Source organism: Nitrobacter sp. MLSD-S21 (assembly GCF_058809865.1).
Map to the genome: position 1 here is coordinate 88,086 of NZ_JBXASZ010000007.1, position 12,721 is coordinate 100,806.

Consider the following 12,721-nt stretch of genomic DNA (forward strand, 5'->3'; position numbering starts at 1 on the left):
GATCAAGCACAGAAAATCGACGTACGATAGTTTGAACGGCACTCCGCAGACAGACAAGAAAAAGACCGTTAGCACCAGTATCACAAGGCACCTGTATTAGCACTGCAACTATCGCTGACAGTTCGACACTGTCTCATATCGTTTGTTGCGATGATGTTTGGTCCACGCGGAGACTGTCGACTTCACGCGCACCTCATGTTCCAGCCGAAAGAACCCCGAGACGTGCGGCGAAGGCTTTGCTGACAGAAGCATGGATCGCTTTGGGAAACCGGGGCGGCAATTCATCCGCTAACCGCTCCAGCGTCTCGCCTGCGGTGGCAGCGATTTCGTTGATCACGGTTTGAACGGTCGTCTTCGAAAATCGCGCCTTCCGTCCGGTCTCGAAGAAGTGTCGGCCTTGAATTCCATCAATCCTGTAGTGGTTCTTCGCTCCCACGGCCATGGCGAGCTTCATCTGCTTGCGTTCGATCTGGCGGGCGTCGAGACTCGGCTGGGCGGACAGAGCGTCGTAAAGCGGCGTCAGGCGGAAAGTGCCGCCTGGTCCGAGGAAGATGCTGAAGTTCTTGGCGTGTCCGTCGGTGGCCCCGATAAGCCAGAACAGGATCTGGGCCTTGAGGACGGTCTTGCGATCCTCGTCGGGCGTGTCGCTGCCCTTGAGGAGGTCGAGAACCTGCACGAGGCCGGGCCCGCCGTCGCTCTGATACTTCCTGCTCGGGGGCACCGACAGCGCCTGACAGCAATCTTCCTGCGGCAAACGCAGTAGGCGCCCGTCCCGAGTCCAACGCCGGTCGAAGCGTTCAATGACCAGCGCTCTCGTCCTCCCGAACGTCTCGATGGTGGCGTTGTTGACCGGAAGCCCAAAGACTGCGAGCAGCCTCAGGCAAAAAAACTCGTTCTCGACGCTGTTCGACAGATCGATGCCGTTGATCTGGGGCTTCAGGATATGGGTCGTGGGTGTCGTCCCGAGAGGCCTGCGCCAACGCTTGCCGTCCCACAACAGCGCGGTCTTTTCCTGCGCGCCGGCAACGGAAATCCGGAAATCGTCGTCTTTGCTGAGGCCAAGGGGAGCCTGCTCAAGGTTCCGCAGCAGCTTTTCGATTGCCGCGTCATCGATGGGCTCTCCTTCGATTCCACTGCTGCGCTCATCGACTCCATCGGCAACAAACTGGAGAGCACCGATGCAATCCCGTCCGATGGCTACGAGCAGGCTATAGGCGTCGGCCCCTTCGGCGCCGACTCTTTCTGCGACACGTCGGCGCAGCAGTTCGGAGTCGGGGAGCAGGTTCTCGAAGACCGCAATGACCGGAGCACCGCGCCAGGAGTCCTCCCGTAACGGCAGTGAAAGCGAGACCGGGATGGCATTCTCCCAACCGAGCCAGCTTTCATCATATTGAAAGCTGACCGCGCCGCCCGGATCTTTGAGAAGATGACCGACCAGGCGGTTGTTGAGATAGACGTGCAGCGGTGCGTGCTGCCGACGGCGCGCCATCAGAAAATATCCTCGATGGCGGCGGCCCTGCCCTTCGATCGTGGTCCTATCTGGACTTCGAGGTCGAGCGCGGCGAGCACGGCAAGGATCGTATCCAGCCTGGTGGCGGGATTGCCGCTTTCGATTAACGAGACTGTCTCCTGACGGAGACCCGCCCTCTCGCCGAGCTGCGTCTGGCTCCATCTCCGCTGCTTGCGTGCGCGGCGGATGAAGTTACCGACCTGCTTTGGACTGCGCGCCAAGTCTGCCATAGCTCAACTATGGCCTAATTCCGATAATTCTTCAATATCGTAATTAGTTCATAGATTCAAATTATGCGTCAAATCCGATAAATAAGTTTTACATGAACCAGCGCATAAAATAAGACCTCGCCTTGAGAGGCGTTCTACTTGGCGCCGCATTAGATCGTACCTGTCCACGGTGCCGTCCACTTCACTTTCCGGAATGTTGTGGGCACGGCTGCCATGCCGATTGGTAAGGGGACGACGCGGAGGAGATCTCAAGGGAGGTCGTTAAGGCCGTGATAATTTCCGACCCAAAAGCAAAAGTTCTTTGCTCCGCTTTTAAATCGCCGTCTCAGGCCCACACAACTTACCGTGCTAATAACGTAACCTAAACTTCGACAGTGCTTCGGCTCGATAATGCACATGACCGCAAAGTGTTCATGAGCGGCAGCACCGCCATGATGACGCTCCGCGCCGTGCCGATCACTTCCTCCAAGCCGCGAACTTGCTAAGCTCACGCAACCACAATACCGAGCTCGCGACCACCGTACAGATCAACCAGTCGGCCAGACCCAGAGCTGTCGTCGAGAACGCCTCCTGAAGAAACGGCACATAGACGACAGCGATGTGGAGGATCAGGGAAAACACGACGGCCGCCGATAGCCAATTATTCCTGAACAGTCCAACAAATGCGCTCTGCTCATCGGAGCGGGCATTGAACACATTGAATAGCTGAAACATCGTCAACGTGGTGAACGCCATGGTCTGCGCATAGACGACCGATCCCTTGCCTTCGATCAGGCCGCCGGGAAGCGAAGCGTCGAGCACGAAGAGCGTTCCGGCTGCCATCACGGTGCCGATAAAAAAGATGCCTCTCCACATCCGGCGGGTGATCACGCCTTCGCCTCGAGGACGCGGCAGACGAGTCATGGTTCGAGTGTCGATCGGTTCGACCCCAAGGGCAAGCGCAGGACCGCCATCCGTCACCAGATTGATCCACAGGATCTGCGTGGCCATCAGGGGAAGGATGAGCGTGCCATCTTCCCTTCCGGGCGCTGAAAGACCGATCACGCCAGCGAGCAGCACGCCAAGGAACATCGTCATGACTTCGCCGATGTTCGACGACAGCAGATAGCGCAAAAATCTTCGGATATTGGCGAAGATTGCCCGTCCCTCCTCCACTGCGGCCACAATCGTCGCGAAATTGTCGTCGGCGAGCACCATGTCGGCTGCTTCCTTGGAGACATCGGTGCCGGTGATCCCCATGGCGATACCGATATCCGCCCTCTTCAGGGCCGGTGCGTCGTTGACGCCGTCGCCTGTCATTGCCACCATCATTCCGCTCCGCTGAAGCGCCTCGACGATGCGTAGCTTGTGCTCCGGATTGACCCGGGCGTAGACTGAAGTCTCCGCGACCGCCCGGTCGAGCGCGTCGTCACTCATTGCCTTCAACTCGGTGCCAGCAAGGATGCGGCCATCGGACGCGATGCCAAGTTCGGCAGCGATCACGGCGGCGGTCTTCGGATGATCGCCGGTGATCATGATCAGGCGAATACCCGCCTTTTTCGCCTTGGCGATGGCTTTTCTCGCTTCCTCGCGCGGCGGGTCCATCATTCCGATCAACCCCAGGAAGACGAGATCCTGCTCCACGCTTTCGTCAAAGCCATCTCGGCCCTCCGGGTCGGGTGGCAGTGAGCGGAATGCCACTCCTAGCGTCCGAAGTGCGTCCGCAGCCAGCGCTCCATTGCTCATCAGGATTTCAGCCCGGCGCGCATCGGTCAGCGGCCTCGCCTCCTTGCCCACAAGCTCGTGCGAACAGCGGGTAAGCAAAACGTCGGGCGCGCCCTTCGTCAGGGCGATAAGCCGCTCGCGCTTCTTGGCATCGGCGTGAATCGTGCTCATGAGCTTACGCTCCGACGAGAACGGGACCTCGGCTATGCGGGGAAAACGCTTATCCAGCGCCTCTGCCGTCAGCCCCGCCTTGCGCGCCGCGACAATCAGCGCGCCCTCGGTCGGATCGCCATGAACGGTCCATCGGCCATCGTTCTCCTGGAGAACTGCGTTGTTGGCCCTGTCGGCCGCACGCAGCGCGCGGTTCAACTCGTACTGAAGGGCATCGTCATTCGACGGCTGATACTGCAGGTCCCCCTCGGGGACGTAGCCGGTGCCGTTCAAATTGGTGCATCCACTGGCCGTAACGATTCGGCGGACGGTCATCTCGTTCTTCGTCAGCGTTCCGGTTTTATCGGAAGCAATGACATTCGCCGAACCCAGAGCCTCGACCGCGGCGAGCTTACGAACGATGGCGTTTCGCTTGGCCATCCGCTGCACACCGAGTGCCAGCACGGCCGTCACGATGGCTGGCAAGCCTTCCGGGATCGCTGCCACGGCAAGCGCAACGCCGAAGATCAAGGCATCGAACACGTCTGACAGATCGCGAATCTCGCTGATGAGCAGGATGATCCCGATCATCGCCACCGCAATGACTATGACGATCATCGCCAGCAGCTTGCCGACGCGATCAAGCTCCTTCTGAAGGGGGGTCGTCTCTTCCGGGGCTCTTTCGAGCAGACCTGCGATGCGGCCTATCTGGGTCTGTATGCCGGTGGCTGTGATCACGGCGCGACCGTGCCCATAAACGACGGTCGTTCCGCTGAAGACCATGTTGTGCCAGTCACCTAATTCCGCCTCGGTGGTGACGGGCAGCGTATCCTTCGAGACTGGCAGGCTTTCTCCCGTCAGCGCCCCCTCCTGGAGCTGCAGCGCGGTTGATTGAACAAGCCGCGCATCAGCGGGGATCGTGTTGCCTTCCTCGATGAGAATGATGTCGCCGGGAACCAACTCTGCTGCCGCGATCTTCTGCGGCACGCCTTCTCGGATGACATTGGCTCGTGTCGCCGCCATCTGGCGCAGCGCGGCCATGGCCTTCTGGGCTCGAGCTTCCTGGGCATAACCCAGCACCGCATTGATAAAAACGATGGCGAAGATCGCAATGGCTTCATAAGGCAGTGCGGAACGAGATTCATAGAACCAAAGGCCGGAGGAGATCACCGCCGCGACAATCAGAAGGGCCACGAGGATGTTGGCAAACTGGTCGAGGAACTTCAGCCAGGCCGCCCTTGGCGCTTCCGCTTGCAGTTCATTGCGGCCATAGCGCGCGAGGCGTCGCCTTATCTCGTCGTCGCTCAACCCGAACTGCACCGTCGTGCCGAGCGTTTTGAATACCTCATCCGCTGAGAGGCGATGCGGATCTCTTGGTTGCTGCCACTGCTGCTGCAAGAAAACCCCGCTCAGAATTTGTTCGAAATCTTCCTATCAGAACCCTGCAGCAAAGATCGATGTCCCTCAACGAGGCCGCACGCTATTTTCGCCTGATATGGTGACGTGGCGTCAAGGTGCGCTTGCGTGACACCTCGTCAACGCGAGAAGAAAACCGGAACAGGCGGTTTTAACAGCAGACTCCTGGTTGCACCTCCAAGTACGACCTCGCGCCATCTGGACTGCCCATAAGCCCCCATGACAAGCAGGTCGATCCCACGGGAAAGTACGTATGCTTCAAGGACCTCGCCGATCGGCCTGCCTTCGGCGTCGACCTCATCCAAAACGACATCGATACCGTGATGGGCAAGATTTTTTGCCAGTTCTTCGGGGGAATGTTTGGAATCAAAAGATTTTTCGTTCGTGACGATAACAACGCGGACCTTCTTCGCCTTGTCAAAAAGGGGAAGCGCATCCGAAACCGCACGCGTCGCGGTGCGGCTGAAATCCCAAGCCACGCCGACGGTATCGAGCTGGAACGGGCGTGATCGCGGGACAGTGGGCAGGATCAGCGTCGGCCTGCCCGATTCGAAGATAATCTCCTCCGCGCACCACAGATCATATGATTCCGGTACCGGCATGATCGTGAGATCGCGAAGCCGCGCATAGTAGACCAGCAGCGTCGGCGTCCGATGCGTTGCGCATTTCTCGAAAATGGTCTCATGCGTAACGCCGGATTTTGCAGCCGCCGCTTCAAACGCGGCAAGCAGATCTTTGGCGTTCTTTCGGCTCTTTGCCGTTTCATGGGCCGCGATCCCGGGTATGTCGATGATCGCCTTGGCAAGGAAGTTGCCCGGCACTTCCACGTGTACTTCGCAAGAAATCGCCGCCAAATGAGCACGGAGAGCGGCGGCTATCGAAACTGCATCGTTCACTATCGAGACGGGCGTTGGTTCCGGATAGCTCGTCAGCGTCAGAAGAACATCCTTGAAGGCCATGAATCCCTCCCTTCTGGAGGTTTTTAACCTAGCCTCTAGGGAACTCCGTGTTTTGATCCATCGCAATGGATCGCGCCTGGATACCTGCGGCTACTCCGTGTAGTCGAATGAATCCCGAGGCATTTCTTGCGACAACGCCTTACGGAAGAAACCAGTCAGTCAACCATCCAGCTGCGAAATTGTAGTGCCTTGGGAGCCATGAGCTTCGACGCGCACTGGACGGATCGACTTATATCCTTGTCTTCCAGACGCCAAATCGGTGTTGGGCGCTCCTTGCACGAGTCAGGTCATATCCCTCGTAGTTGATGCTCGAACATTCGTCTCAGGTCGATCGAAAGTCAGGCTTGGATGAAGGTCTTGTTTGAGGTGCGTCAATCATCCGGTTTCATTTCTGGACGAATATTCTCAAAAATGGAGGGTTGAATGCGTGCACATCAGATAATGACCCGCAAGGTGATCACAGTGTCAGCCGACACGTCCATTCTGGATGCTGCAAACCTTATGTTGCAACAGCACATCAGCGGCCTTCCCGTTGTTGACAAGAGGAGCGGGCTGATTGGAGTGGTCTCGGAGGGAGATTTTGTGCGACGCAGTGAGATCGGGACGCAGCGTCCGCGCATCAGATGGCTCGAATTTCTGATGGGGGTTTCGGGAAAAGTGGCCCAGGACTTTGTGCGAGAGCATGGTCGTAAGGTCAGCGAGATTATGACACAAGACGACCTCTGCACCGCAACCGAAGATATGCCGCTTGCGGAGCTTGTGCGTTTGATGGAGCGCCGTAGTGTCAAGCGTCTGCCCGTGGTGCGTGGACGCACGGTAATTGGGATTGTGACCCGCACCGACCTTCTTCGTGCCGTCGCAAGCCTCGCAAAGGATGTTCCGGACCCGACGGCAGATGATGATCATATTCGTGACCGTGTGATCGCCTCCATCGATAAGAATGACTGGCGACCGGCGCAATTGAGCGTCACGGTTCATGATGGAATTGTACATCTTACAGGCGTCATTACGGACGCGCGTTTCCGGCAAGCTGCGATCGTGGCGGCTGAAAACGTCCCAGGTGTCAAGGTGGTTCACGACCACCTCTACCTAGGTTCAGCATTCATCGATAATGTCTAGAAGATGACTGTTGCGACGATGCAGTTTGCGGAGAAGGTGTGGGCGCATCGGTCGTATCGTGTTGCGATGCGCCGCCAGTCTTTGAGCTGCCATGGCAGACAATATGGAGTTTCAAGTTCAGCTCGCCTTTGGTTCGCCCGATACGACGGGGAACATCGCCACCTTTCCAGGCTGTCACGTAGAAATGCGCTTTGAGCACCATCGGTACGTCGGCGCCACGTCCTGGAACATCCACCTCCGTAACACCCCTTAGGAGGCTCCCCTTAGGATATCGACCGAAATATTCTGGCGCGGACATCTCCGGTAAACCAAGCCATCCCGCATCGAGGAGATGGCGACATGCATACCGAGACGATCACCGGCCTCACTGCTAAGGTTCTCGACATCCCGCACGTCCTGGCGGCCGACCAATTCGGCGAGATCGTCCGCGGCTCGGGAGTGGTTCCAAGCGAATTTTCCTACAGAAAGGATGAAGAAATCTACGGCGAAGGCGAGCCTTCCGAATACCTCTACCAGACTATCGGCGGCGCAGTCCGTACCTATAAACTGCTGAGCGACGGACGACGGCAGATCGGCGCATTCCACCTGCCGGGCGATGTCTTTGGCCTCGACCCCGGCTTGGAGCACCGGCTCACCGCCGAAGCAATCGTCGATACCACTGTCCGCCTGGTGCCTCGTCGCAGCCTTGAGAAGGCCGCAGCATCGAACGCCCAAGTTGCCCGCAATCTCTGGACGTTGACGGCAAGCGACCTCCGCCATGCCGAAGATCATATGCTGCTTCTTGGCCGCAAGACCGCGATTGAGCGCGTTGCCACTTTCCTCCTGGAAATGGATCGCCGGCTCGCCAAGACCGGCATGATGGCGCTTCCGATGTGTCGTCGCGACATTGGCGACTACCTCGGTTTGACTCTTGAGACTGTCTCGCGGGCGCTTTCGCAACTCAACGATCAGGGCATCCTGATGTTTTCGAGCGCTCGCCAAATCGCGCTGCGCAACCGACAGAGGCTGACCGCCATGGAGGCTTGAGGTTACCGGCCCACGGTTCACCCGGCGCATCATGATGAATGAGGAGCTTCCAATGAAAAACTATCGCGTCTCGTTCTACAAGGATCTGCTGAATTCAAACGGCCATAATTTCAGGTGCCTTCAGCGTCAGATCGATGTTGTGTCAGATGATCCCTCTCAGGCGCTGATCTTGGCAAAACAGGAAATCGGCAGCGAGCGCCTGAACATCGACTCCGTCAAGGTGGTGCACCTAGCGAATGGCTATTCGCCTCGCACCAGCAGGCAAATGTTTGTCGCCAGTAGGACTTGCGACGATGCGGCTTAAGCAATCGTGAGGGTTCGCACCCATCGAAGCGACGTAAGCGATCGATCAAGCCAGGTTCGTAGCCGTGGAGATCCGTCATCGTCGATCGTCCCTGGGTTGTCGGCAGCGGCTTGCTGCTGTTGGCACGGACCAACGATGACGGTCGTTCGCATTACGCGCGGTGTTGTTGACGACAGTCGGATCAGTCTTTGAACAGCGACGAGCGCAACCAATCGCGGGACACGCCCCGCTCGACCAACTCATTATCCTCCGTTGAAATCTCACGTTCGACGCCAACCTGCTCTTTCTCGACCTGCGCATGCCGGTTGAGAAGCTTTCTGTCGACTTGGATTATGCGTGCAACTCGTCACTTCAATGAAGCGTCCGGCCTGTCAGTTTCGACGGTGCATCGCATCTGGAGCGCATTCTCTCTGTAACCTCATCGAAGCGAGACCTTCAAACTCTCAACCGATCACAGTTCGTTGAGAAGGTACGCGACATCGTTGGCCTCTACCTTGATCCACCGGAGCGCGCTTTGGTGCTTTGCGTCGATGGTCGCTCGCCATCTCAACACGATATCGAATGATGTTCCACAATAGCATGGCTAACTGATGATTCTCGGCACCCCGAAAGGTCGACCTTGATCAAAGTCAACATGCGACGCTGCGAACCAGATCTTATTAACATCAAGCAACGCATTGGATCGGAGCATTCCATGAAGGCGCTCGTCTACCATGGACCCGGGCATAAGACGCTCGAAGATCGTCCCAAGGCGGAAATACAGTCTGCGGGAGATGCTATCGTCAAGATCGTGAAAACGACCATCTGCGGCACGGACCTCCATATTCTGAAAGGCGACGTGCCGACCTGTACGCCGGGTCGTATTCTCGGACACGAGGGTGTGGGTATCATCGATTCAATTGGCGCCGGTGTCACGACCTTCAAACCAGGCGACCATGTCCTCATTTCCTGCATTTCCTCTTGTGGCAAATGCGAATACTGCCGTCGAGGTCTCTATTCCCACTGCACCACCGGCGGCTGGATCCTCGGCAACGAAATCGATGGGACGCAAGCCGAATATGTTCGGATCCCGCACGCCGATACAAGTCTTTATCACATTCCGACTGACGCCGATGAAGAAGCGCTCGTCATGTTGAGCGATATTTTGCCGACCGGATTCGAATGCGGCGTTCTGAACGGCAAGGTGGTGCCGGGGTCAACCGTCGCGATCGTGGGAGCCGGGCCGATCGGTCTTGCCGCATTGCTGACAGCGAAGTTCTATTCCCCCGCCAAACTCATCATGATCGATCTTGATGACAAGCGTCTCAAAATCGCCAAGATATTCGGCGCTTCGCAGACGATCAATAGCGCGAGCGGAAAGGTTGCCAACGAGGTGAAAGCATTAACCGATGGTAAAGGTGTCGATACGGCGATCGAGGCGGTCGGCATTCCGGCTACCTTTGTGCTTTGCCAGGACATCATCGCCCCCGGAGGCATCATCGCCAACATTGGAGTGCACGGCAGTAAAGTGGATCTGCACCTAGAGAGATTATGGTCGCATAATATTTCAATTACGACCCGACTGGTCGATACGGTCACGACGCCTATGCTTCTCAAGACGGTGCAATCTAACAAGCTCAATCCTGCCCAATTGATTACGCATCGATTCTCCCTCGACCAAATCCTTAGGGCGTATGACACATTCAGCCGCGCTGCGGACACGGGTGCGCTGAAAGTGATCATCGCGGCCTGACTCCTTTGGCAGTGGCTTGTTTCGTGCCAATCATTCCCGATGAACGCAATAGATAATCTTATCTGCTCGGGAAAGGAACGAGGCAAACGGCCTCTTTAAGATGTAGGAATTTTGTGGAACGTATCGTTCGATACGGCTGCATGCAGATCTGCTTCAAAGACCCTGCCGCTACGGGATAAACACTACTCACGCCGGCGAGCGCAGCCAACAAGATCCTAATGCGACATAAAAACAGGAACCGTCATCGCCGCCAGTATTCCGCGTGTGACGCCGCCAAGGATAAATTCGCGCAGACGAGAATGTCCATAGCCACCCATCACAAGTAGACTCGCCGAACAGTCAACAACATGCGACAGAATCAGGCTCGGCACATCGATGTCAGCGGCGGGTGTTCTTCTCACTTCGATGTTGATATCGTGCCGGGCCAGGTGCCTGCCGATGTCAATAACGCCAACACCACTTTCGCTGGCGGTCTTTTCATTCTCGACAATAAACAATTCGACGGCGTTGGCTTTCCTCAATAAAGGTAACGCATCATTGATCGCACGCACTGCGGCGCGGCCTCCATCCCAACAGCACACAACCCGGTCCAGCTTCAACCCCTCGTGCTGGATGTAAGGGACAATAATGAGCGGCCGACCAGAATCAAACAGCGTCGCCTCGATCAAAGTGTCGTTATCGATGCCGTTATCATCGTCCGATTGCATGATGACGCTCAGATCGAAACACCGCGCCATCTCCGAAAAAGTTCTGGACGGTCCAAATTCAGTTTGCAGCAACAGCCGCGGTTCAGCCAGAAGGTCGCCGCGCTTCATGGCGGACTTAAAACGATCAATTGCGCCGCGCGCTGCTGTTTCACTTTCCGCAAGTAGGTTGGCGAGAGCATCTGCGGGCAAAGTCGGAGCAATATAGTTGGGAATGCTTGCTGCAAAAGCAAAGGAGACACCCGTCAGATGGGCGGAAAACATCTCAGCTGTCGAAACAGCAAAATCGCGACCGATATCCCGGGACGGGTTGCTCTCCAAATGCAGGATAATGTCTTTTATCATAGAATCGCTCCCAATCGATATAATGAAGAATGATATACGATGACATGAAGTCACCGGCTCATTCGAGCGTTGGAATCGCAATCGCCTGCCCTTGTCGCGTGTATGTTTTCAAGTTCGAAGTTTACGATTTTGATGATGACGGGCGCTGTAGTTCTCGGTGAGCTGTCTTCTGCGTCGTGGACACGCCAAATCGTCGCCAGACGTTTCGGCTTTTCGCGAAGGAAAACTCTCTGGTATTCGGCGTGTTGAGGTCAAGTGCCGTCGGACAAGGCGGCGCGCCAAAGTGACGTTAGCTTTCTGTCGACCGCACCGTTTGACAATGTTTATTGCCCACGCTTGCAGCCAGGACAATTTCTCTTAGGGAGAAGAGCTTGAAGCGTCCCGCCTCAGGGATCAGGAGCCGAGTACGATCAGCTTTTGACGAGAATCTGAAAGGTCATCATGGCTACAAGACCAAGTACGACCGATGTGGCAACATTTGAGTGCGGCGCGTCCTTGAAGGCGTCTGATAGAAGCTCTCCGACGGCGACCCAAATCATCGCGCCCGCAGCGAAGCCAAGGCCAAAAGGAAGGACGGGCTCAAAAGCGGCAACGAACATAAAGGCAGGAACAGCAAATAGGGGTTGAGGCATGCTGGAGAAGATGCTCCAAGCTGCTGACTTCCACACGCGCACGCCCTGTGGAATAAGCACCAAGCTAATCGCAAGACCTTCCGGTATGTTGTGGATAGCAATTGCTCCCGTGACAAAAGTCGCAAGCTTTTCGTCTCCGCCGAATGACACCCCAACGCCGATTCCCTCGGCCATCGAGTGCAGCGTCATGACTGCAACGATCAATGCAGCTTTGCTGGCGCCAGCTCCTCTGAGTTCACCGACGTGGAGATCGCTGCGAACCTGTAGCAGACAAGAGCTGACGGCAACGAGCAAAGCACCGATCACGAGGCCCGCAACAGTCCAGGATGCATGGATCGCGCTTCCCTCTGCAATTAGTGCATGGCTCGCACCGAGCATAAGGCCTGCGGCAATCCCATTGGATACCCCCAGCCACCGCCGACTCATCTGCTTGATGAACAGAAACGGTAATGCGCCTAGTCCAGTGGCGATTGCCGTCACCAACGCCGCGAGAAATACAATCCCTACCGAAGCTGTCATAGATATTCCATGCAACTGGGACGATCCATAGGTCAATGCTATTCCGTTCGCATTCGCTCTGTGCCGTCGCTCAATACTGCCCCTAGATCGAGCCATTCCTGGCAGAAGGTTCTCGACAATTAGCCCGAACGGACTCGAGCGCCCCGGTTGTCGATGGCTTGTACGTAGATCTGGTTGACGGTCAACCAGTGCGGCACCGAGTAAAAGATCTTCTTCTCGGACCTCGACGGAATAATCGGGATGAACCCTTGTCGTTTTCACTCGGCGTGTTCGAACGGTTCGCTCGGCAGCGGGGCCAGCGTGGTGCATTCGATTTCGTCGAACAGCTACCGGCATGATTTTTCGGTATGGCGCATTCAGCTCCTCGAGCA

Annotated in this window: 10 protein-coding genes and 2 pseudogenes; 5 read left to right on the forward strand and 7 right to left on the reverse strand. The window is 56.7% G+C overall.

The features are described from left to right. Window positions 1-193: 193 nt before the first annotated feature. The 4 genes from AC1RT6_RS17225 to AC1RT6_RS17240 form a co-directional block, all read right to left on the reverse strand. Window positions 194-1,489, reverse strand: a complete 1,296-nt coding sequence (locus AC1RT6_RS17225) for a type II toxin-antitoxin system HipA family toxin (protein ID WP_079447775.1) — start codon at window positions 1,487-1,489, stop codon at window positions 194-196. Continuing rightward, window positions 1,489-1,740 (reverse strand): helix-turn-helix transcriptional regulator, encoded by a 252-nt coding sequence (locus AC1RT6_RS17230; RefSeq protein ID WP_079447776.1) that lies wholly within the window; start codon window positions 1,738-1,740, stop codon window positions 1,489-1,491. Before AC1RT6_RS17230 ends, AC1RT6_RS17225 begins: the two co-directional genes overlap by 1 nt. Before the next feature lie 456 nt (window positions 1,741-2,196). After that, window positions 2,197-4,992 carry a cation-translocating P-type ATPase gene (locus AC1RT6_RS17235; protein WP_079447777.1) on the reverse strand — a complete coding sequence of 932 codons (2,796 nt, stop codon included), beginning with the start codon at window positions 4,990-4,992 and terminating at the stop codon, window positions 2,197-2,199. 137 nt (window positions 4,993-5,129) lie between these two features. After that, complete coding sequence (locus AC1RT6_RS17240; RefSeq protein WP_079447778.1) at window positions 5,130-5,969, reverse strand: universal stress protein; 840 nt, start codon at window positions 5,967-5,969, stop codon at window positions 5,130-5,132. 423 nt (window positions 5,970-6,392) lie between these two features. Here AC1RT6_RS17240 and AC1RT6_RS17245 point away from each other — a divergent pair, with 423 nt between their 5' ends. Then, window positions 6,393-7,088 (forward strand): CBS domain-containing protein, encoded by a 696-nt coding sequence (locus AC1RT6_RS17245; protein ID WP_079447779.1) that lies wholly within the window; start codon window positions 6,393-6,395, stop codon window positions 7,086-7,088. Here the strand turns inward: AC1RT6_RS17245 and AC1RT6_RS17250 are convergent. Continuing rightward, a pseudogene (locus tag AC1RT6_RS17250) lies at window positions 7,085-7,177 on the reverse strand (IS5/IS1182 family transposase); the annotation flags it as partial. The gene AC1RT6_RS17245 and the pseudogene AC1RT6_RS17250 sit on opposite strands and share 4 nt — an antisense overlap. Window positions 7,178-7,427: 250 nt before the next feature. Between AC1RT6_RS17250 and AC1RT6_RS17255 the strand changes: the two are divergent. From AC1RT6_RS17255 to AC1RT6_RS17270, 4 genes and pseudogenes are all read left to right on the forward strand, one after another. Next, on the forward strand, window positions 7,428-8,114 hold the full coding sequence (locus tag AC1RT6_RS17255; protein WP_079447780.1) for a helix-turn-helix domain-containing protein: 687 nt from the start codon (window positions 7,428-7,430) through the stop codon (window positions 8,112-8,114). A gap of 52 nt (window positions 8,115-8,166) precedes the next feature. Continuing rightward, the gene (locus tag AC1RT6_RS17260) at window positions 8,167-8,418 is read left to right on the forward strand and encodes a hypothetical protein (protein ID WP_139372921.1); all 252 of its coding nucleotides are present in this window, start codon (window positions 8,167-8,169) and stop codon (window positions 8,416-8,418) included. A 380-nt stretch (window positions 8,419-8,798) separates the two neighbouring features. Further along, window positions 8,799-8,968 (forward strand): annotated as a pseudogene (locus AC1RT6_RS17265) (IS630 family transposase); the annotation flags it as partial. 144 nt (window positions 8,969-9,112) lie between these two features. Further along, on the forward strand, window positions 9,113-10,150 hold the full coding sequence (locus tag AC1RT6_RS17270) for a zinc-dependent alcohol dehydrogenase family protein (RefSeq protein WP_472791409.1): 1,038 nt from the start codon (window positions 9,113-9,115) through the stop codon (window positions 10,148-10,150). A gap of 215 nt (window positions 10,151-10,365) precedes the next feature. Here AC1RT6_RS17270 and AC1RT6_RS17275 read toward each other — a convergent pair whose 3' ends face one another. Both AC1RT6_RS17275 and AC1RT6_RS17280 read right to left on the reverse strand, forming a co-directional pair. After that, complete coding sequence (locus AC1RT6_RS17275) at window positions 10,366-11,199, reverse strand: universal stress protein (RefSeq protein ID WP_079447782.1); 834 nt, start codon at window positions 11,197-11,199, stop codon at window positions 10,366-10,368. 410 nt (window positions 11,200-11,609) lie between these two features. After that, window positions 11,610-12,350 carry a ZIP family metal transporter gene (locus AC1RT6_RS17280; protein WP_493029554.1) on the reverse strand — a complete coding sequence of 247 codons (741 nt, stop codon included), beginning with the start codon at window positions 12,348-12,350 and terminating at the stop codon, window positions 11,610-11,612. Window positions 12,351-12,721 lie beyond the last annotated feature (371 nt).